We start from the raw sequence: 20,953 nt of genomic DNA, 5'->3' as shown, positions 1-20,953 counted from the left end.
TTCTGCATATTTGCAGACGAAAATATCAGAATATATGAGAAAATTTATTGCTGTACTTGTAGTTGGATTGGTTGCTTTTTCTTGTTCCTCAGAAAAAAAAGGGAACATGGTTGTAAAAGGGCAAATTAAAGGATTAAAAAAAGGAATATTATATCTTCAGAAAATGGCAGATACGACTTTAGTATCTGTAGATTCTATAAAGTTATTTGGAGATGATAAATTTATACTTACAGACAATGTAGATTCTCCTGTAATGTATTACTTAACTTTTAATGGTAATACAGAACCTAAAAAATTAATGTTTTTTGGTGAAAAAGGTGAAATTACAATTAATGATGATGTAGAAAATTTTGGTTTTAAACCTTCTATTGTAGGATCTAAAAACCAAGAAGTACTGAATAAATTTAATGAAATAGATCATCAATTTAAAATGAAACGATTAGACTATATTAAAAAAGATTTTGAAGCTAGAGCTAAAAAAGATAGTCTTCAAACAGATAGTTTAGCAAAAGCATACGATAAATTAGTACGTCGTCGTTTCTTATTTACAACCAATTTCGCTATTGGGAATAAAGATTCTGAAGTAGCGCCTTATTTAGCACTTACAGAATTATACGATGCTAATATTTATTTATTAGATACGATTAATAATAGCTTAACTGATAGAGTTAAAAGCTCTGATTATGGAAAGCGCTTACAAAAGTTTATTGATCGTATTAAAGCTTCTGAAGAGAAAAAAGAATAATTTTTTATTAATTATAATTATGTAAAAGCTCAATGAAATTTCATTGAGCTTTTTTCTTTATATACTATTTAATCGCAAACACATTCTTGGTCTACAAATCGGCAGCCACTATAATCTTCTTCACACAACCATCTTTCTGTCATACCACTTCCTTTAACTGTTTTTTGCTCTTTCTTCGTTAAAATGATTATTTCAGAATTCGCTATGCTTTTTAATATTTTCATAATTCTATGATTTTTAAATTTCAAATAAAAAGTGTACTAAAATGTGAGTTCAATAGTATCTCAAACTCACATTAGTGCTTTATCCTGGAATACAATGTCCATTATTACTACAAACAGGCCACAATGGTGGACAATCTGAATTTCTAGAACAGAAGATTCGTATACCTCCTTTTATTGTTGTTTGTTCTTTTTTAAGCAATTGATGCGTACCTTCTAATTTTAAAATGTTTTTTAACATCACTAATCGTTTTTTATAAGTTATTATTTTAATCTAGATCTTAACAATCTTCTCCTCCTGGTTCTCTTTGACAAGTTCCATTTACACAATGAGGAAACATTGGCGGGCAATATTCACTTCCTCTACATGAAATGAACATTCCTCCATTAATTGTGCTCTGTGCTTTTCTGTCTAATTCTTTAATATCCTTAAGTTTTTTTATGCTTTTTAACATGATTATTTGTTTTTTAAATTTTGAAAAAATGATTATTAAAATTGAATAACTATTCTACATCTACATCTATTAGCTGTCCATGTACATTCTACTACTCCAGGTCTACTAAGTGCTTCGCACTCTTCCTGATTATTAAATCCTCCTGTAATACTTTGTTGCTGTGTTTTGCTCAACATCTTTACTCCTTTGATGTTGATTTCTTTTTTAGATTTCATAATTTAGATATGATTTGATTACCTTACTCTTTAATAGGATTTTCAGGTTACTCCTTATCATGAGGAACTATTCAGTAATTAAATTTTCTTCCTCATTTAGCTTGTACGTACTCTTCAAAGTTGGAAAGTTATTTTACTGAATGCAAACCTTCTACATCCATTTTTATAAAATTGTACATTTTCGAAACTGTTTTTATCAGAATTTCAATCAAACTAAAAAACCACCTTTTCATTTGAAAAGATGGTTTCTAAAAGTGACCGTAAAATTGTTTTATACTTATTGTTTCATTAGTTTCTTTATATACAAATCTTTTTCAAATATGATATGATAATAATACATTCCTTTTACTAAAACAGATGTATCCATAATAAATGCATTATCTACTGTACTACTTGGTACAATAGGTAAGTTCAATAAAATTTCTCTTCCGTTAGCATCGTATAATTTTACTTCTGGAGCAATAGTTTGTGCTTTTTTGACTTTAATAAAAACTTGATTTGTAAAAGGATTAGGGTACACCACTACTTCTCCTGATGTTTCATCAGGTCTATCTATATCTAAAATTCGTAAAAGCATTGCACTACAAACGATTACTTCTCCTTTTTCTCCTCTTACATCGGTTAAATAAGTTTCCTTGTCTTCATATGCTCGTAAATAAAATTTATACTCAATAAGTGATGATGGTAACCATAGTTCTTTTTTGATACGGTACGGATAACTAAATGCTGAAAAATCAACTGGTTTAACCTTAATAACATGCTGTTCTTTATCATCATCATCGTCATCGTCGTCATCTCCTCCAATTGGTGGAATTATTACGGGTGCTGTAGCTCCAAATTTGTCTTCAAAGTCTGGACATTCTGTATGTGGAAAAAATGCTGTAGTTGGTTTGGTTACAAAACCAAATCGATAATATCGTGTCTTCTTTAATTTTGATCGACTTCTCAAGTGTATTTTGGGAAATATTTTATCATTCTTATAAAATACCAATTCGTTTCGGTGTAGCAATTCTATTAGCTCATTATCTCCATCTCCTGTTGTAGATTCTGTTATTGAAATGGTTATATCTGTGGCTCGAAAATTAGAACGTTGTGCATTTGACACAAAACAAATTAATACTATTAACAGTCTTAAAAAATACGTTGTTTTCATATCTCAATAATTTTTAGATTTTAATTAAAAACAAAGTATCGATTATCTACTTCTCCTCTTAAAATGGTCATTCCATTTTTATAAATTTGGACAAAATAAAGCTTTTTATCCTAGTTTCTTGATATAATAAGAAGGTGTAACGCCAGTTTTTTCTTTAAATACTTTAATAAAAGTAGTATGACTCTTGTAACCAACTTCAGAAGCTACTGCCCTAATAGTATACGATCTGAATAAAGGATCTTCTTTAAGATGCAGTAAAGCATAATTAATTCTTAACTCGTTTAAGTATTGATTAAATGATTGCCTAGAAAGTTTATTTAATGCTTTAGAAAGATACGTTGTATTGGTATGTAATAGTTTGGCTGTTGCATACAAATTGCAATCTTTAGATAAGTAAAAGTTTGTTTTTTCTAACTCTTGTAATTCTCTAAGAATTTTTTCAGCTTTTTCATCTTTAATTTCCTGTTGGTTTAGAGAAACAACTTTCTGTTTTTTTATTGTCTTTTTATTTTCTAACTCATTAATTAATGTTAAAAATTGCTGTTCATTATGTTTTGTTTGTTTTCTGTACTTAAAGAAAACTCCTAACAGAACAAGTATAATTACTAAAGATACTACTAGTATAATATTCCTTCTAAGTACAGAAGTTTCTTTTGCTTTTTTGAGTATTTCATTCTCTTCTTCAACATCTTTAAGATCATTTTCAAATAACAGATCTCGAGCTGCTAATTGCTTTTCAGCTTTTAGTTTTACAATATCTTGTAATTGATCGTAATAATAAATTTGTTTTGTTTGATCTCCTATATCTCTAGCTATTGCAATTGCCAATTCATACATTTCCTCTATTTTATCTATATCGGTTTTATTTTCTATTAAAGAAAAATTGGTCTTTAAAAGACTTAATGCTTTTCCATATTGTTGCTGCTTTGCATAACACTTAGCAACGTAGTAGTTTGCTAAGTAGAGATTTGTTTTTTGAGCTTCTGTATTATTTAATAGAATTTCTTTTGCTTCATGTAAAAAGCCTAAAGCTTTATGATATTCTTTTTTCTTATAAAATAGATCCCCAATATTAATATAAGCATAGCCTTTCATCACGTTATCACCTTCCTCTTCTGCTCTTTTTACCAATCTATTTAATACTTCTAACGCTTCAACTTCGTTTCCTAATTCAGCTAAACATTTTCCTTTTCCCAACATAGCACTTAGTAAGGTTTTTTTATACGCTACAGATTCTTTATCTGTACTACTTTCTAAAAGTTCAATAGTTTCATTAAAACTAAGTAATGCGTCTACAATACGGTTTAATTTTAAACGATTATTGGCCAGGTTTGTTAAACTCACTAGTTGAAGTGGGTTGTTTTTTATTTGTTTAGATAGATTCTTGGCTTCTAAATAATGCCGAGTAGAAGCATAATAGGCTCCTAAAAGATAATAAGAGCTCCCTATTAAAAGATTGCTATGAATTATACGAGTTGTATCCTTTAAATTATATGCTGCTGTTAATGCTTGTTGTAAGTGATTTATTACTTCTAAATGGTTGGAAGTATTGTATGTAATAAAGCCTATTTGATATGCTGAAAAATATTGAATTGTATCATCTCTTTCTTTAATTCCTCTCTCTAAAAACAATTTTGCCAATGCTAGCGATTTCATTGTATCCTTTTCTTTGAAAAGTGCATTTCTAATTAGTTTTTTAATTTTTTTAGTTTTCTTAGAGGTTCTTACAAAAGTTTTCAAGTGGTCTGAAACAACTAAAGTATCTTCTTGTAATTTTTCCTGTGATGACAACGCAATAGAAAAACAGAAAATAAATAAAAGGAGCTGTAAACGTAACTTATATATTAAAAACAGGTTAGTGGGCATTGTAGTTCGTATTGAATCTAATTAGTATTTGGTTCTCTATTAAACAATTATCATTTTCAGGGGTATCTATTAAAAAGACTGCTATTTTTTACTAATTGTTACGGTTAGTACTATTTTTTATTTTAAATAACCTTGAATAATTCCATTTTCAAGATCTCCTAAAGTTAATGGTTGTATTTTTATGTTTCTAAAACTTCTCCATAAACTTGGTTCTGGGTAAAAGTATTTTGAAGGTAAAAATTCAGAAATATCCACAGAAAATACTATGGCATACTCTTTAATAAAGTCACAACCATCATCTCCTGTAATTCCTAAATCATTTTCTAATAAAGTAGATCTAGTAAAAACAAAATTATAATTACCAGAAAAGCTTTCTATAAATTTTATGAACTCAATATTTGTGATTGTTTCCATTGTTAATGATTAAATATAATTTTAATATAGAAATTTTACTCATTAAAAAACCACATTACGTTAAATAATGTGGTTCTATCTAAATTACAATAAATTTTAATTTATAAATGATTTTTTTTAACTAGACTCATCAATTACTTCAATTAGGTACCAACAGTCTTTAATTAAATTAAACTTATATGATACCTTAATTCCATTATCATAACCAATGTGATTGTATAATATTAAAGTATCATTAACTATTATGGTCTCTACAGTATACTTACCATATTTTTTATCCATTGCCTTTTCATCAATAGAAAAATCAATGTATTCATAATTTTCTTTTTTGACCAAATCTATACCAAAAGTGTCTTTATCTAACTCATAATCAAAATCACTTATTAAATACTTTAATGGAAACTTTATTCTTTCTTTTTGAAATAGGCTATCTCTACCAAAATCACTAAAAAAAGACTTGAAGTTCTTAGAGCATTTTCTAGAAAAAGTTTTTTTACTTTTAGTTTCCTTTGATTTGTCTTTTATATTTACTGAAATAGTTTCTGAATTTTTATCTTTCTTTTCACTATCAATAAAATTACAACTGGTAAAAACCAATAAAAGGCTTACTAAAATTGTTCTTATACTGCGTTTTTTTGAATGACTTGAGTACTAAATTCTTTACTGCGTATAAAAATCTTGATACTTTATTGTTAAATTGATGAACTCCCTGAAGTAATATATTTATCAACTAAATTTTCCAAAACATCCAAAGGTAATGGTCCGTTAGTTAATACAACATCATGGAACTTACGAATATCGAATTTATCTCCTAAAGCTTTTTTAGCTTTTTCTCTTAATTCAATAATTTTTAACATTCCTATTTTATATGCAGTTGCCTGACTAGGCATTACAATATGTCTTTCTACCATTTTTACAGCATCTGCTTCAGCATTTGGAGTATTATCAGTATAATATTTTATTCCTTCTTCTCTAGTCCATTTTTTAGCATGAATACCTGTATCTACTACTAAACGACAAGCTCTCCATAATTCCATCGCCAAGCGTCCAAAATCTGAATACGGGTCAGAATAAAAGCCCATTTCTTTAGGGATAAATTCCGAATACAGTCCCCAACCTTCTACATATGCTGTATAACGCCCTAACTTCCTAAACATCGGTAAATCTTTTAACTCTTGCGCAATGGCTATTTGCATATGGTGTCCTGGAATTCCTTCATGATATGCTAAAGCTTCCATTTGGTACGATGGCATACTTGCCATATCATACATATTAGCGTAATAAGTTCCTGGGCGAGATCCGTCTAATGCAGGTTGTTGATAAAACGCCTTTCCAGCAGACTTTTCTCTAAAACCTTCTACCGCTTTTACTTGTAAATCTGCTTTTGGTTTTGTTATGAATAGTTCATTTAAACGAGTTTTCATGCTATCAATAATGAATTCCGCTTTCTCCATATATTCTTTTTTCCCTTTAGCATCTGCACTATAATAAAATTGTGCATCGGTTTTCATAAATTTAAAGAAGTCTTGTAAGCTTCCTTTAAATCCAACTTTCTTCATAATCTTTCTCATTTCATCATGAATCCTTGCTACTTCTTTTAATCCAATCTCATGAATTTCCTCTGCAGTTAAATCGGTAGTTGTTGTACGTTTTAAAGCATTATTATAAAATGCTTCTCCGTTAGGAAATTTCCATGCTCCATCATCTGTAGAAGCTACTTTTTCTTGTTCTTCAAGGGTAGTTATTAAGTTAGTGTATCCAGCTAAAACTCCTTCTATTAATGCTTTTTTAGCTTTAGTTATTAAAGTTTCCTTTTTTGCTTCGTCTATAGGTAGTTTAGCTACTTTCGTTTCAAAGTCTTGTAACAGTGTGCTATTTTTACTGCTATCATCAAATGGTTTTCCTTTGATAATGTTTTTAGCGTCGTCTAATACTTTTGCAAATACAAACTTTGGAATCATTATACCAGCCTCTTGTCTTTTCTTTAAATTTTCAGCTAATTGAGCAAACATTGGTTTAATACCTTGTAATCTGCTGATATAATTTTCTGCATCTTTTTCAGTTTTAATTTGATGCATATTAATTAAAAATGCAGGAATTTCTGCTTGGGCTCCGTGCATTTGATTTACTGGATATGTGTACAATCGGTAAGTATCATCTTCAATTGTGTTTTCTAATGACTTTTTAAATAAATCATAGCTTAATTTGGTAGTTTCATCTAAGGCAGATACGTTTACAGAATCATGTAACCATTCTAATACTTTTTTAGTTAAGGCTAACTCTTTATCTAAAAATGCATCTGAAATATCATCCCATTTATCGGCATCTTTATTTATTCCTAAGTATGTTTGATACATTGGATGCATATTCATACTTTCTTCAAATTGTTGTTGAAAAAAAGCATTTACTTTAGCAGACTCTTTTTCTATTTCTTCTGCTGTAGGTTCTGTAGCTTTTTGAGGTGCTGTTTTACAAGCAATTCCTATAAAAAGAAAACTTGCTAGCATATATTTTGTAGTGTTTTTTAGGTACATTTATAATGGTTTTTGTGTAATAAATGCCCTAAGATAGTATAAAAAAAACCGAAACAAATTTGTTTCGGTTTCTAATTATTTTTATGCTTCACCTGTAGTTCCTCCAAAATTCATTGGGATTGGTGGTTGCTCATAATCTTTAATTTCACCATGTGCTTGTTCAAACTTTCGTACATTATCTGCTAATGCTTTAGTTAATCTTTTTGCATGCTGAGGCGTTAAAATAATTCTAGATTTTACTTTAGCCTTTGGAACTCCTGGCATGATATTGATAAAATCTACAATAAATTCTGAAACTGAATGATTTATGATAGCTAAATTACTATAGGTTCCTTCTGCAATTTCCTGATCTAACTCTATATTAATTTGTGGTTCTTTTTTGTCTTCCATTTTTAAAATATTATTAAAATAAAAAGACCTCTTAATGAGGTCTTTTTATTAGTATAATTTATAAACTTTTCTCGATCTCGTCTTTAGGACCTACAATAATGTTCTCATAGGCTCTAATACCTGTACCAGCAGGTATACGTTTACCAACGATTACATTTTCTTTTAATCCTTCAAGTGTATCAATCTTACCGTTTACAGCTGCTTCATTTAATACTTTCGTAGTTTCCTGGAAAGAAGCTGCAGAGATAAATGATTTTGTTTGTAACGAAGCTCTTGTAATACCTTGCAGTATTTGTTCTGCTGTTGCAGGTTGTGCTTCTCTTGCTACTACTAAATTCTTGTCTGCTCTACGTAAAATTGAGTTTTCATCTCTTAATTCTCTTGCAGTAACTAACTGACCTGGTCTTAAATTCTCAGAGTCTCCAGCATCTTCAACAACCTTCATTCCATAAATACTATCATTTTGTTCTATGAAGTCATTTTTATGAATCAATTGGTTCTCTAAGAATAACGTATCTCCAGAGTCAATAATCTTAACTTTACGCATCATTTGACGTACTACTACCTCAAAGTGCTTATCGTTAATTTTTACCCCTTGTAAACGATATACTTCTTGGATTTCATTTACTAAGTACTCTTGTACTGCAGAAGGTCCTTTAATTCTTAAGATATCAGCTGGCGTTGTAGCTCCATCAGATAATGGCATACCTGCTTTAATGAAATCATTCTCCTGTACTAAGATTTGGTTCGATAACTTAACTAAGTATTTCTTAATCTCACCTGTCTTAGATTCTACAATAATTTCACGGTTACCACGCTTAATCTTACCAAAGGCAACTACACCATCAATCTCAGCTACTACAGCTGGATTAGAAGGGTTACGTGCTTCAAATAATTCTGTTACACGTGGTAAACCTCCTGTAATATCTCCTGCTTTACCAGACTTACGAGGAATCTTAACTAATGTTTTACCTTCTTCTACTTTATCTCCATTTTCTATCATTAAATGTGCCCCTACAGGTAAACTGTACGAACGTAATGCATTTCCGTCTGCATCTTCTATAATAATAGATGGGATGATCTTTTTATTCTTAGAGTCTGTAATTACTTTCTCTTGGAATCCTGTTTGTTCATCAACTTCTACAGAGTAATTAATTCCTTGCTCTAAGTTGTCAAACTTCACAGTACCTCCAAATTCAGATACGATAACTCCATTAAATGGATCCCATTGACAAACTGCATCTCCTTTTTTGATCGATTTTCTATCTTTTTCAAAGATAATAGAACCATAAGGAATATTGTTTGTACTTAATGTAATTCCAGTTTTCTTATCTACAATCTTAATCTCTGCTGTACGAGAAATTACGATGTCTACTTCTTCTCCGTTTGTATCTTTACCTCTAACTGTACGTAAATCTTCAATTCTAACATTACCATCAAACTTAGCAATTAACTTGTTGTCTTCTGAAATGTTTCCTGCAACCCCTCCAACGTGGAATGTACGTAATGTTAACTGTGTACCTGGCTCTCCAATAGATTGTGCAGCAATTACACCAACAGCTTCACCTCTTTGAACTTTCTTAGCAGTAGATAAACTCTTACCGTAACATTGTGCACAAATTCCTCGTTTAGATTCACAAGTTAATGGCGAACGTACTTCAACTCTATCTATACCTGCCTCTTGTACTACAGAAGCTGATTTGAATGTAATTAATTCTCCTGCTTTTAATAAAACTTCATCTGAAGTTGGGTGATATACATCATGTAAAGATACACGTCCTTCAATTCTATCTGCTAAAGACTCAACAATCTCGTCATTCTTCTTTAATGGCATTATTTCTAATCCACGTAATGTACCACAATCAACTTCATTTACAATTACATCCTGAGATACATCGACTAAACGACGTGTTAAATATCCTGCATCGGCAGTTTTTAATGCGGTATCGGCTAATCCTTTACGAGCACCGTGTGTAGAGATAAAGTATTCTAAAATTGAAAGTCCTTCTTTAAAGTTCGAAAGAATCGGGTTTTCAATAATTTCTCCACCACCTGCTGTAGATTTTTTCGGCTTCGCCATTAATCCACGCATACCTGTTAACTGACGAATCTGCTCTTTAGAACCACGGGCTCCAGAATCTAACATCATAAATACCGAGTTAAATCCTTGCTGATCTTCACGTAAACGCTTCATCGATAATTCTGTTAATCGGTTGTTTGTAGAACCCCAAACATCAATTACCTGATTATAACGTTCTTTTTGAGTTAACATACCCATGTTATAGTTCATCACAATTCCATCCACTTCTTTGTTAGCTTCAGCAATCATGGCGTGCTTTTCTTCTGGGATAATGATATCTCCTAATGAGAATGATAAACCACCTTGGAAGGCAAATTTATATCCCATATTTTTAATCTGGTCTAAGAATTCTCCTACAGAAGGAATATCAGTTACTTTTAAAATTCCACCAATAATTCCTCTTAACGATTTCTTAGTTAATACTTCGTTGATGTATCCTGCTGCTTCTGGTACTACTTCATTAAATAATACTCTACCTACAGTAGTTTGAATAATTTTCGTTACTACCTCTCCATCTTCTACATCTTTCGTACGAACTTTAATTCCAGCATTTAAGTCTACTCTTCCTTCATTAAAAGCAATAGTAACTTCTTCTGGTGAATAGAATGTTAATCCTTCTCCTTTAATAACTAATTCAGGAGTAGATTTACGCTCTTTTGTCATATAGTACAGACCTAATACCATATCCTGAGAAGGTACTGTAATAGGAGCACCATTTGCAGGGTTTAAGATATTATGAGAAGCTAACATTAATAACTGTGCTTCAAGAATAGCTTCTGGCCCTAAAGGTAAGTGTACCGCCATTTGATCCCCATCGAAATCGGCGTTGAATGCCGTACATACTAATGGGTGTAAGCGAATTGCTTTACCTTCTATTAATTTTGGTTGGAATGCTTGAATACCTAAACGGTGTAATGTAGGAGCACGGTTTAATAACACTGGATGTCCTTTAATTACGTTTTCTAAAATATCCCAAACAACAGGCTCTTTTCTGTCTATTATTTTCTTTGCAGATTTTACTGTTTTTACAATACCTCTTTCGATTAACTTACGAATTACAAAAGGTTTGTATAATTCAGCTGCCATATCTTTTGGCAATCCACATTCGTATAATTTTAATTCTGGTCCTACAACAATTACAGAACGAGCAGAGTAATCTACACGCTTACCTAATAAGTTTTGACGGAAACGTCCTTGCTTACCTTTTAAACTATCAGATAACGACTTTAATGGTCTGTTTGATTCTGTTTTTACTGCTGAAGCTTTACGTGTGTTATCAAATAATGAATCTACAGATTCTTGTAACATACGTTTCTCGTTACGTAAGATTACTTCAGGAGCTTTGATCTCCATTAATCTCTTTAAACGATTGTTACGGATAATTACACGACGATATAAATCATTTAAATCTGAAGTTGCAAAACGACCACCATCTAATGGAACTAATGGACGTAATTCTGGTGGAATTACCGGAACTACTTTCATAATCATCCATTCTGGTTTGTTTTCTCTATTCTTTTGAGACTCTCTAAATGCTTCAACAACATTTAATCTCTTAAGCGCTTCATTTTTACGTTGCTTAGATGTTTCTGTATTTGCTTTATGTCTTAATTGATAAGATAATTCATCTAAATTGATACGACCTAATAAATCAATTAAACACTCAGCTCCCATTTTTGCAATAAACTTATTTGGATCTGTATCCTCTAAGTATAAGTTTTCTTGCGGTAATGTGTCTAAAATATCTAAGTATTCTTCTTCCGTTAAGAAGTCTAATTTTTGTAATGGTTCTCCTTCTGCGTTTTTAGCAATACCTGGTTGGATTACTACATAACGCTCATAATAGATAATCATATCTAATTTCTTAGAAGGTAATCCTAAAAGATATCCCATCTTGTTAGGTAACGATCTAAAATACCAAATATGTGCTACAGGAACTACTAAATTAATATGACCTACTCTATCTCTACGTACTTTTTTCTCAGTAACTTCAACTCCACATCGGTCACAAACGATTCCTTTGTATCGGATTCTTTTATATTTACCACAAGCACACTCGTAATCTTTTACAGGACCAAAAATTCTTTCACAGAAAAGTCCATCTCTCTCTGGTTTGTGCGTACGGTAGTTTATTGTTTCTGGTTTTAAAACCTCTCCTTTAGATGCTTCTAAAATAGATTCAGGAGATGCTAAACCAATTGAAATTTTGTTAAACTTCTTAACAGTGTATTTTTCGTTCTTTCTTGCCATAATATTTTGCAAAATGCTTTAAGCTGCTAGGCTTAAATTATATAAATTGTATAAACACTGAAATCAAGATTGCTCTTTAAAAGCAATCTTGATTATCTTTTTTACTCTTCTAATTTAACGTCTAATCCTAAACCTTTCAGTTCGTGCATTAGTACATTAAATGATTCTGGTAAACCAGGCTCTGGCATTGGCTCTCCTTTTACGATACTTTCGTACGCTTTAGCTCTACCTAATACATCATCAGACTTTATCGTTAAGATTTCACGTAAAATACTAGATGCACCATAAGCTTCAAGTGCCCAAACCTCCATTTCTCCGAAACGTTGACCTCCAAATTGTGCTTTACCTCCTAATGGTTGTTGTGTAATTAATGAGTAAGGACCGATAGAACGCGCGTGCATCTTATCTTCAATCATGTGTCCTAACTTAATCATATAAATTACTCCAACTGTTGCAGGTTGATCAAAACGTTGACCTGTACCTCCATCATATAAGTAAGTATGACCAAATCTTGGAATAGCAGCTTCGTCTGTTAATTCATTAATTTCATTTAAAGATGCTCCATCAAAAATAGGTGTAGCATACTTCTGACCTAATTTTAAACCTGCCCATCCAAGAACAGTTTCATAAATCTGACCAATGTTCATACGCGATGGTACCCCTAATGGATTTAATACAATATCTACTGGTGTTCCATCTTCTAAGAATGGCATATCTTCTTGACGTACGATTCTAGCAACAATACCTTTGTTTCCGTGACGTCCTGCCATCTTATCTCCTACTTTTAACTTACGCTTCTTAGCGATGTAGATTTTAGCTAACTTTAAAATACCTGCTGGTAATTCATCTCCTACAGAAATCGTGAATTTTTCACGACGTAAAACTCCTTGAAGATCGTTAACCTTAATTTTATAGTTGTGGATTAATTCTCCAACTAACTTGTTTAAATCTTTATCTGTAGTCCATGTTCCACTTAAATGTGTAAAATCGTCTACAGAATTTAACATCTTTTGAGTGAACTTCTTACCTTTTGGTAATACTTCCTCTCCTAAATCATTATAGATTCCTTGAGATGTTTTACCGCTAATTAACCCGAATAACTTATCGATTAAACGATCTTTTAAATCTTCGAATTTAGATACAAAAGATGCTTCTAAAGTAGCTACTGCTTCTTTATCTCTAGCTCTTTTGTTCTTATCTTTAACAGCTCTTCTAAATAATTTCTTATCAATTACCACTCCTTTTAAAGATGGCGATGCTTTTAATGAAGCATCTTTTACATCACCAGCTTTATCTCCGAAGATCGCTCTTAATAATTTTTCTTCTGGAGTTGGATCTGATTCTCCTTTTGGAGTAATCTTACCAATTAAAATATCTCCAGGCTTAACTTCAGCTCCAATACGAATCATTCCATTTTCGTCAAGGTCTTTAGTAGCCTCTTCAGAAACGTTAGGAATATCGTTTGTTAATTCTTCTGCTCCTAATTTTGTATCACGAACATCTAATGAATATTCATCGATATGAATAGAAGTAAAGATATCTTCACGAACTACTTTTTCAGAAATCACAATCGCATCCTCGAAGTTATAACCTTTCCAAGGCATGAAGGCTACTTTCATGTTTCTACCTAAAGCTAATTCTCCTTGCTGAGTTGCATATCCTTCACAAAGTACTTGTCCTTCTTCTACTCTATCACCTTTTCTTACGATAGGTTTTAAGTTGATATTCGTACCTTGGTTTGTTTTTCTAAACTTAATTAAGTTGTATGACTTTTCATCTGGATCAAAACTTACTAGTCTTTCATCATCTGATCTATCATACTTAATTGTAATTGTATTTGCATCTACGTACTCAACAACACCGCTTCCTTCTGCATTAATTAAGATACGAGAATCTTTTGCTACTCTACGTTCTAATCCAGTTCCAACAATCGGCGATTCAGGTCTTAATAATGGTACTGCCTGACGCATCATGTTAGATCCCATTAAGGCACGGTTGGCATCATCATGCTCTAAGAAAGGAATTAACGATGCAGAAATAGATGCAATTTGGTTAGGAGCAACGTCCATGTAGTTTACAACATTTGGAGTTACTACTGGGAAGTCACCTTCCTCTCTTGCAATTACTTTCTCTCTATCGATTGTACCATCTTCTTTTACCTCAATATTCGACTGCGCAAACTTCATTCCTTCTTCCTCCTCTGCACTCAAATAGATTGGCTCTTCAGATAATACTTGTCCTTCTTCTACTTTCTTATATGGAGTTTCAATGAATCCCATATTATTTACTTTGGCATATACTGCTAAAGAAGATATCAGACCAATGTTTGGTCCTTCAGGTGTTTCAATTGGACATAAACGACCATAGTGTGTATAGTGAACGTCACGAACCTCGAAACCTGCTCTTTCTCTAGATAAACCACCAGGCCCTAATGCCGAAAGACGACGCTTATGAGTAATCTCTGCTAATGGATTTGTTTGGTCCATAAATTGAGATAACTGGTTCGTTCCAAAGAATGAGTTAATTACAGAAGATAATGTTTTTGCATTAATTAAGTCAATTGGAGTAAACACCTCGTTATCACGAACATTCATTCTTTCACGAATAGTACGAGCCATACGCGCTAAACCTACACCAAACTGACCTGCTAATTGCTCACCTACTGTACGTACACGACGGTTAGATAAGTGATCAATATCATCTACTTCTGCTTTTGAATTGATTAACTCAATTAAATATTTTACAATTGTAATAATATCGTTCTTGGTTAATACTTTTTGATCAATGTCTTCATTTAATTGAAGTTTGGTGTTCATTCTAAAACGCCCTACTTCTCCTAAATTATATCGTTGCTCAGAGAAGAATAACTTTTCAATAATTCCTCTTGCAGTTTCCTCATCTGGCGGTTCAGCATTACGTAATTGACGATAGATATGCTCAACAGCTTCTTTCTCTGAGTTTGTCGGATCTTTTTGTAATGTATTATGAATTATAGCATAATCAGCCATATCATTATCTTCTTTATGAAGTAAGATAGTTTTGGCACCTGAATCTATAATTTCATCTACATGTTCTTTTTCTAAAATGGTATCACGGTCAAAAATGATTTCATTACGCTCGATAGATACTACTTCTCCAGTATCTTCATCTACGAAATCTTCATGCCATGTTTTTAATACTCTCGCAGCTAATTTTCTTCCTAATACTTTTTTCAATCCAGCTTTTGAAACTTTAATTTCTTCAGCTAAATCAAAAATCTCTAAGATATCCTTATCTCTCTCAAACCCGATAGCACGGAATAACGTTGTTACAGGTAACTTTTTCTTTCTATCGATATAAGCATACATTACCTGATTGATATCCGTAGCGAATTCAATCCAAGAACCTTTAAAAGGTATTACTCTTGCAGAATATAATTTTGTTCCATTTGCATGGAAAGATTGTCCAAAGAATACACCTGGTGAACGATGTAACTGAGATACTACAACTCTTTCTGCTCCATTAATAATAAATGTTCCTGAACCAGACATATAAGGTATTGTACCTAAATACACATCTTGAACAATGGTTTCGAAATCTTCATGTTCAGGATCTGTACAGTATAGCTTAAGTCTAGCTTTTAATGGAACACTATAAGTTAATCCTCTTTCGATACATTCTTGAATGCTATATCTAGGAGGATCTACAAAGTAATCTAAAAATTCTAATACGAATTGGTTTCTAGTATCAGTGATTGGGAAATTATCCATGAAGGTTTTATACAAACCTTCTTCACCTCGCTCTTCTGCTTTAGTTTGTAATTGGAAAAAATCTTGGAAAGATTTAATTTGAATATCCAAGAAGTCTGGATAATCTGCTCCAATTTTAGATGATGCGAAGTTGATTCTTTTAGAAGTGTTTATCGTTGCCAAAAGAGTATTTATTTTTTAATTAAAAATATTTTATTAAAAACCTTATCGGTTTTTTGCAATTTTTACTACTTAAATAAAAATTAACGATTTAGATAATCAACTTAAGTGTTTAAAAACACACAAATTGTTTTGTGTAATTTAAAAAATAACAAATATATACACAAAATGGTTTAGGGCTAAAACATTTCTTATGTTTTAGCGCCTAAACCTCTATTTTGTTATCCCACTTTTTGTGTGGGGAGTTATATTACTTTAACTCTACTTCAGCTCCTGCTTCTTCTAAAGACTTCTTAAGACCTTCTGCCTCATCTTTAGATACTCCTTCTTTTACTGGTGCTGGAGCGCTATCTACGATTCCTTTAGCTTCTTTTAATCCTAAACCAGTTAATTCCTTAACTAATTTTACTACTGCTAATTTAGAACCTCCTGCTGCTTTTAAGATTACGTCGAATTCAGTTTTCTCCTCAGCTGCATCTCCTCCAGCTCCACCAGCTGGTCCTGCTACTGCTACAGCTGCTGCTGCAGGCTCAATTCCGTACTCTTCTTTTAAAATATCTGCTAATTCATTAACTTCTTTTACTGTTAAGTTAACTAATTGTTCTGCGAAATCTTTTAAATCTGCCATTTTAAATTGTTTTTAATTTTTTATTATTAGTGTATTAGTGCGCTTAATTATTTTTCAGATAAAGTTTTTAAGATACCTGCTAATTTACCACCTCCTGATTTTAAACCAGAAATAACATTCTTCGCTGGTGATTGTAATAACATAACGATATCTCCAATAAGTTCTTCACGAGATTTGATGTTTACAAGAGCATCTAATTGATCATCTCCAATATAAACAGCCTCTTCAACGAAAGCACCTTTTAATAAAGGTCTATCCTTTGATTTTTTTCTAAACTCTTTAATTACTTTTGCAGGTGCATTTGCTGCTTCTGCAATTAACATTGAAGTATTACCGCTTAACACAGTTGGTAACTCTCCAAAGTCTTTATCTGAAGCTTCCATTGCTTTCTCTAGCAATGTGTTCTTAACAACAGCCAATTTAACGTTAGCTTTAAAACAAGCTCTACGTAAGTTAGATGTAGTAATAGCATCTAAACCAGAAATATCTGCTAAATAGATTGTATTAGTATCTGCTAATTGTGCTGTTAAATCTTGTATTACTTGTGATTTTTCCTCTCTAGTCATGATATATAGATTTTAACTGCCTTATGAAACAGATTTCACATCTACAGAAACACTAGGACTCATTGTCGAAGACATAAAGATACTCTTGATATAAGTTCCTTTTGCTGCTGTTGGCTTTAATTTTATAAGTGTTTGAACTAATTCATTTGCGTTTTCGGCAATTTTAGTTGCATCAAATGATGCTTTACCGATAGCAGCATGTACAATACCAGTTTTATCAACTTTAAAGTCGATTTTACCAGCCTTAACTTCTTTAACTGCTTTAGCAACATCCATAGTAACTGTACCTGTCTTAGGGTTAGGCATTAAACCTCTTGGTCCTAAAATACGACCTAAAGGACCTAATTTACCCATAACACTAGGCATAGTAATAATAACGTCTACGTCTGTCCACCCTCCTTTAATTTTTTGAAGGTATTCATCTAATCCAACATAATCAGCACCAGCTGCTTGAGCTTCAGCTTCTTTATCTGGAGTAACTAATGCTAAAACTTTAACATCTTTACCAGTTCCGTGAGGTAATGTTACAACACCACGAACCATTTGATTAGCTTTACGTGGATCTACTCCTAAACGTACTGCTAAATCTACAGATGCATCAAATTTTACATTTGTAATTTCTTTAACTAATGCTGATGCCTCATTTAAGTCATAAACCTTAGAGCTGTCAATCTTAGCACGAGCTTCTTTTTGCTTTCTTGTCAATCTTGCCATTTTAAATCTCTTTTAGTTTAAGCAGGTGCATCACCTGTTACTGTTAATCCCATAGAGCGAGCAGTTCCTGCGATCATTCTCATTGCTGATTCGATTTCGAAAGCATTTAAATCTGCCATCTTATCTTCTGCAATAGTTCTTACTTGATCCCAAGTAACGCTAGCTACTTTGTTTCTATTTGGCTCTCCCGAACCTTTCTTAATTTTGGCCGCTTCTAGTAATTGCACTGCAGCTGGAGGAGTTTTTACAACAAATTCGAACGATTTGTCTGTATAAACTGTAATCACAACAGGTAATACTTTACCTTGCTTGTCCTGTGTACGAGCATTAAACTGCTTACAGAACTCCATGATATTAACTCCGGCAGCACCTAAAGCGGGTCCAACTGGTGGCGATGGATTCGCAGCACCTCCCCTAACTTGTAGTTTAACTAATTTACTTACTTCTTTTGCCATTGTTTAAGTGTTTAATAGTGTATTATCGTCTGGAAGCTTCAAATACACTTAAAATATATTTGTGTAACAGTTATATTTTCTCTACTTGCATGTAACTTAATTCTAATGGCGTTTTTCTTCCAAAAATCTTCACCATTACTTCAAGCTTACGTTTCTCTTCATTTACCTTTTCAACAATTCCATCGAATCCGTTGAATGGTCCATCTACTACTTTTACAGTTTCTCCAACTGTATAAGGTATTGCAACACTTTCTTCATTCACAGAAAGTTCATCAACCTTACCAAGCATTCTATTTACTTCTGATTTACGCATTGGAACAGGATCACCACCTTTGGTTTCACCTAAAAATCCAATAACTCCAGTAACTGCTTTGATAACGTGAGGAACTTCACCTGCAAGATTTGCTTCTACCATAATGTAACCTGGAAAATAAACACGTTCTCTGTTTATTTTTTTCCCGTTACGTATTTGAACAACTTTTTCTGTAGGCACAATAACTTGACTTACATAATCTGAAAGACCATGTCTTGCAATTTCTGTTTCTATATAAGTCTTTACTTTATTCTCCTGTCCACCAATAGCTCTCACTACATACCATTTCATCACCGAATCAGCCATTACTAGAATAATTTAAAGAAGTTATCTAAACCTGTTTGAAAAACTTTATCGATTACAGCTACAGCTAATGCAAAAACGATAGTAAAAACTGCAACTACTAATGTTGACTTTTGTGCTTCTTCACGAGAAATCCATGTCATATTAGTATTTAACTCTTCGAAAGAATCCTTAATGTATTGTATAAAGTTGTTCATTCTTATAAAAATTTGCACGGGTTGAGAGGCTCGAACTCCCGACACCTGGTTTTGGAGACCAGTGCTCTACCAACTGAGCTAAACCCGTATTTGAAAGGAGTCTCTCTTTAAAAGAGACTCCTTGTTTTATCTATAAACTATTCTATTAGTCTAAAATTTCAGTTACCTGACCAGCTCCTACTGTTCTACCTCCTTCACGGATTGCGAACTGTAAACCTACGCTTAATGCGATTGGTTGGATTAACTCAACAGTAATTGTTAAGTTATCACCAGGCATTACCATTTCAACTCCATCAGGTAAACCAATGTTACCAGTTACGTCAGTTGTACGTACGTAGAATTGTGGACGGTAGTTATTGTGGAAAGGAGTGTGACGACCACCTTCTTCTTTCTTTAAGATATATACCTCAGCTTTGAACTTAGCGTGTGGAGTTACAGAACCAGGCTTAACGATTACCATTCCTCTCTTGATATCATTCTTATCAATACCTCTTAATAAGATACCAGCGTTATCTCCAGCTTCTCCTCTATCTAAGATTTGACGGAACATTTCGATACCAGTTACTGTAGAAGTTAACTTCTCAGACCCCATACCGATGATCTCTACAGGATCTCCAGAATTGATGATACCAGTTTCGATACGACCAGTTGCAACAGTACCACGACCAGTAATTGAGAATACATCCTCGATTGGCATTAAGAAATCTTTTTCAGTATCTCTTGGTGGCTCTTCAATCCAAGTATCAACAGCTTCCATTAATTCTAAAACTGTATTTACCCACTTCTCTTCTCCATTTAAAGCTCCTAAAGCAGATCCTTGGATTACTGGACTATTATCTCCATCGTACTCGTAGAAAGATAATAACTCTCTAACTTCCATTTCAACTAACTCTAATAACTCCTCATCATCAACCATATCAACTTTGTTTAAGAAAACAACGATACGTGGAATACCAACCTGACGACCTAATAAGATGTGCTCACGAGTTTGTGGCATAGGACCATCTGTAGCAGCTACTACTAAGATAGCACCATCCATTTGTGCAGCACCAGTTACCATGTTCTTTACATAATCGGCGTGACCTGGACAGTCAACGTGTGCGTAGTGACGGTTTGCTGTAGCATACTCTACGTGAGAAGAGTTAATTGTAATACCTCTTTCTTTTTCTTCTGGAGCGTTATCGATTTGATCAAATGCTCTTTGCTCAGAATATCCTGCATCTGCTAATACTTTAGTAATTGCAGCAGTTAATGTAGTCTTACCGTGATCTACGTGACCGATAGTACCTACGTTTAAGTGCGGTTTCGAACGATCGTAAGTTCCTTTTGCCATGATTATTAATTTTAATTCTTAGTTAAATATATTTAGTGTTATCGTAAACTCTATTTTTTCAATTTCTAGAGCCAATGACGGGATTTGAACCCGTGACCTCATCCCTACCAAGGATGCGCTCTACCAACTGAGCTACACCGGCGTGGATTTGAGCGGGAGACCGGGTTCGAACCGGCGACATTCAGCTTGGAAGGCTGACGCTCTACCAACTGA

At 32.8% G+C, this 20,953-nt stretch carries 20 protein-coding genes and 2 tRNA genes; 1 reads left to right on the top strand and 21 read right to left on the bottom strand.

The features are described 5' to 3' along the window. Positions 1–34 precede the first annotated feature (34 nt). Positions 35–745: a DUF4369 domain-containing protein gene (locus tag ACKTTC_RS12150; protein WP_408040104.1), complete on the top strand. Its 711-nt coding sequence runs from the start codon at positions 35–37 to the stop codon at positions 743–745. Between the two features lie 68 nt (positions 746–813). Here the strand turns inward: ACKTTC_RS12150 and ACKTTC_RS12145 are convergent, their stop codons facing one another. The 21 genes from ACKTTC_RS12145 to ACKTTC_RS12045 all read right to left on the bottom strand — a co-directional run bounded on the left by ACKTTC_RS12145 (position 814) and on the right by ACKTTC_RS12045 (position 20,882). After that, positions 814–969: a hypothetical protein gene (locus ACKTTC_RS12145; RefSeq protein ID WP_408040103.1), complete on the bottom strand. Its 156-nt coding sequence runs from the start codon at positions 967–969 to the stop codon at positions 814–816. Positions 970–1,048: 79 nt separating this feature from the next. Continuing rightward, positions 1,049–1,207, bottom strand: a complete 159-nt coding sequence (locus ACKTTC_RS12140; RefSeq protein WP_408040102.1) for a hypothetical protein — start codon at positions 1,205–1,207, stop codon at positions 1,049–1,051. A gap of 40 nt (positions 1,208–1,247) precedes the next feature. Then, positions 1,248–1,421, bottom strand: a complete 174-nt coding sequence (locus ACKTTC_RS12135; RefSeq protein ID WP_408040101.1) for a hypothetical protein — start codon at positions 1,419–1,421, stop codon at positions 1,248–1,250. A gap of 35 nt (positions 1,422–1,456) precedes the next feature. Next, entirely contained in the window at positions 1,457–1,597 is a 141-nt protein-coding gene (locus tag ACKTTC_RS12130) for a hypothetical protein (protein ID WP_408040100.1), read from the bottom strand. Between the two features lie 316 nt (positions 1,598–1,913). Then, positions 1,914–2,789 (bottom strand): T9SS type A sorting domain-containing protein, encoded by an 876-nt coding sequence (locus ACKTTC_RS12125; RefSeq protein ID WP_408040099.1) that lies wholly within the window; start codon positions 2,787–2,789, stop codon positions 1,914–1,916. 105 nt (positions 2,790–2,894) lie between these two features. Then, on the bottom strand, positions 2,895–4,655 hold the full coding sequence (locus ACKTTC_RS12120) for a helix-turn-helix domain-containing protein (protein ID WP_408040098.1): 1,761 nt from the start codon (positions 4,653–4,655) through the stop codon (positions 2,895–2,897). 117 nt (positions 4,656–4,772) lie between these two features. Further along, positions 4,773–5,069, bottom strand: coding sequence for a DUF1493 family protein (locus tag ACKTTC_RS12115; RefSeq protein WP_408040097.1), 297 nt, complete (start codon positions 5,067–5,069; stop codon positions 4,773–4,775). Between the two features lie 117 nt (positions 5,070–5,186). Next, positions 5,187–5,666: a hypothetical protein gene (locus ACKTTC_RS12110; RefSeq protein ID WP_408040096.1), complete on the bottom strand. Its 480-nt coding sequence runs from the start codon at positions 5,664–5,666 to the stop codon at positions 5,187–5,189. Between the two features lie 95 nt (positions 5,667–5,761). Beyond that, a complete protein-coding gene (locus ACKTTC_RS12105) occupies positions 5,762–7,576 on the bottom strand; it encodes a DUF885 domain-containing protein (RefSeq protein ID WP_408040095.1) in 1,815 nt (604 codons plus the stop codon). Between the two features lie 108 nt (positions 7,577–7,684). Next, positions 7,685–7,993: a DUF3467 domain-containing protein gene (locus ACKTTC_RS12100; protein ID WP_408040094.1), complete on the bottom strand. Its 309-nt coding sequence runs from the start codon at positions 7,991–7,993 to the stop codon at positions 7,685–7,687. Positions 7,994–8,051: 58 nt separating this feature from the next. Further along, positions 8,052–12,323: a DNA-directed RNA polymerase subunit beta' gene (rpoC, locus tag ACKTTC_RS12095; protein WP_408040093.1), complete on the bottom strand. Its 4,272-nt coding sequence runs from the start codon at positions 12,321–12,323 to the stop codon at positions 8,052–8,054. Positions 12,324–12,424: 101 nt separating this feature from the next. Beyond that, positions 12,425–16,234: a DNA-directed RNA polymerase subunit beta gene (rpoB, locus tag ACKTTC_RS12090; RefSeq protein ID WP_408040092.1), complete on the bottom strand. Its 3,810-nt coding sequence runs from the start codon at positions 16,232–16,234 to the stop codon at positions 12,425–12,427. 247 nt (positions 16,235–16,481) lie between these two features. Then, positions 16,482–16,859, bottom strand: coding sequence for a 50S ribosomal protein L7/L12 (rplL, locus tag ACKTTC_RS12085; RefSeq protein ID WP_408040091.1), 378 nt, complete (start codon positions 16,857–16,859; stop codon positions 16,482–16,484). A 47-nt stretch (positions 16,860–16,906) separates the two neighbouring features. Beyond that, positions 16,907–17,425, bottom strand: coding sequence for a 50S ribosomal protein L10 (gene rplJ, locus ACKTTC_RS12080; protein WP_408040090.1), 519 nt, complete (start codon positions 17,423–17,425; stop codon positions 16,907–16,909). 21 nt (positions 17,426–17,446) lie between these two features. After that, positions 17,447–18,139, bottom strand: a complete 693-nt coding sequence (gene rplA, locus ACKTTC_RS12075; protein WP_408040089.1) for a 50S ribosomal protein L1 — start codon at positions 18,137–18,139, stop codon at positions 17,447–17,449. Between the two features lie 17 nt (positions 18,140–18,156). Then, complete coding sequence (gene rplK / locus ACKTTC_RS12070; protein WP_408040088.1) at positions 18,157–18,594, bottom strand: 50S ribosomal protein L11; 438 nt, start codon at positions 18,592–18,594, stop codon at positions 18,157–18,159. Positions 18,595–18,664: 70 nt separating this feature from the next. Beyond that, positions 18,665–19,213, bottom strand: coding sequence for a transcription termination/antitermination protein NusG (nusG, locus tag ACKTTC_RS12065; protein WP_408040087.1), 549 nt, complete (start codon positions 19,211–19,213; stop codon positions 18,665–18,667). Positions 19,214–19,215: 2 nt separating this feature from the next. After that, positions 19,216–19,407 (bottom strand): preprotein translocase subunit SecE, encoded by a 192-nt coding sequence (gene secE, locus ACKTTC_RS12060; protein ID WP_408040086.1) that lies wholly within the window; start codon positions 19,405–19,407, stop codon positions 19,216–19,218. Between the two features lie 15 nt (positions 19,408–19,422). Then, a tRNA-Trp gene (locus ACKTTC_RS12055) sits at positions 19,423–19,495 on the bottom strand. Positions 19,496–19,552: 57 nt separating this feature from the next. Then, on the bottom strand, positions 19,553–20,740 hold the full coding sequence (tuf, locus tag ACKTTC_RS12050) for an elongation factor Tu (RefSeq protein WP_408040085.1): 1,188 nt from the start codon (positions 20,738–20,740) through the stop codon (positions 19,553–19,555). A 69-nt stretch (positions 20,741–20,809) separates the two neighbouring features. Further along, a tRNA-Thr gene (locus ACKTTC_RS12045) sits at positions 20,810–20,882 on the bottom strand. Positions 20,883–20,953: the final 71 nt, after the last annotated feature.

This window comes from Tenacibaculum amylolyticum (genome assembly GCF_964511145.1).
GTDB classification, from domain to species: Bacteria; Bacteroidota; Bacteroidia; order Flavobacteriales; family Flavobacteriaceae; genus Polaribacter; species Polaribacter amylolyticum.
The sequence above is the reverse complement of the archived record's forward strand: the minus strand, read 5'-3'. Positions and strand labels throughout refer to the sequence as shown.

Excerpts from the sequence above, each read along its gene's own strand:
- ACKTTC_RS12150 (WP_408040104.1), top strand. The coding sequence starts at position 35 with ATGAGAAAATTTATTGCTGTACTTGTAGTTGGATTGGTTGCTTTTTCT.
- ACKTTC_RS12145 (WP_408040103.1), bottom strand. The coding sequence starts at position 969 with ATGAAAATATTAAAAAGCATAGCGAATTCTGAAATAATCATTTTAACG.
- ACKTTC_RS12140 (WP_408040102.1), bottom strand. The coding sequence starts at position 1,207 with ATGTTAAAAAACATTTTAAAATTAGAAGGTACGCATCAATTGCTTAAA.
- ACKTTC_RS12135 (WP_408040101.1), bottom strand. The coding sequence starts at position 1,421 with ATGTTAAAAAGCATAAAAAAACTTAAGGATATTAAAGAATTAGACAGA.
- ACKTTC_RS12130 (WP_408040100.1), bottom strand. The coding sequence starts at position 1,597 with ATGTTGAGCAAAACACAGCAACAAAGTATTACAGGAGGATTTAATAAT.
- ACKTTC_RS12125 (WP_408040099.1), bottom strand. The coding sequence starts at position 2,789 with ATGAAAACAACGTATTTTTTAAGACTGTTAATAGTATTAATTTGTTTT.
- ACKTTC_RS12120 (WP_408040098.1), bottom strand. The coding sequence starts at position 4,655 with ATGCCCACTAACCTGTTTTTAATATATAAGTTACGTTTACAGCTCCTT.
- ACKTTC_RS12115 (WP_408040097.1), bottom strand. The coding sequence starts at position 5,069 with ATGGAAACAATCACAAATATTGAGTTCATAAAATTTATAGAAAGCTTT.
- ACKTTC_RS12105 (WP_408040095.1), bottom strand. The coding sequence starts at position 7,576 with ATGCTAGCAAGTTTTCTTTTTATAGGAATTGCTTGTAAAACAGCACCT.
- ACKTTC_RS12100 (WP_408040094.1), bottom strand. The coding sequence starts at position 7,993 with ATGGAAGACAAAAAAGAACCACAAATTAATATAGAGTTAGATCAGGAA.
- rpoC (WP_408040093.1), bottom strand. The coding sequence starts at position 12,323 with ATGGCAAGAAAGAACGAAAAATACACTGTTAAGAAGTTTAACAAAATT.
- rplL (WP_408040091.1), bottom strand. The coding sequence starts at position 16,859 with ATGGCAGATTTAAAAGATTTCGCAGAACAATTAGTTAACTTAACAGTA.
- rplJ (WP_408040090.1), bottom strand. The coding sequence starts at position 17,425 with ATGACTAGAGAGGAAAAATCACAAGTAATACAAGATTTAACAGCACAA.
- rplA (WP_408040089.1), bottom strand. The coding sequence starts at position 18,139 with ATGGCAAGATTGACAAGAAAGCAAAAAGAAGCTCGTGCTAAGATTGAC.
- rplK (WP_408040088.1), bottom strand. The coding sequence starts at position 18,594 with ATGGCAAAAGAAGTAAGTAAATTAGTTAAACTACAAGTTAGGGGAGGT.
- nusG (WP_408040087.1), bottom strand. The coding sequence starts at position 19,213 with ATGGCTGATTCGGTGATGAAATGGTATGTAGTGAGAGCTATTGGTGGA.
- secE (WP_408040086.1), bottom strand. The coding sequence starts at position 19,407 with ATGAACAACTTTATACAATACATTAAGGATTCTTTCGAAGAGTTAAAT.
- tuf (WP_408040085.1), bottom strand. The coding sequence starts at position 20,740 with ATGGCAAAAGGAACTTACGATCGTTCGAAACCGCACTTAAACGTAGGT.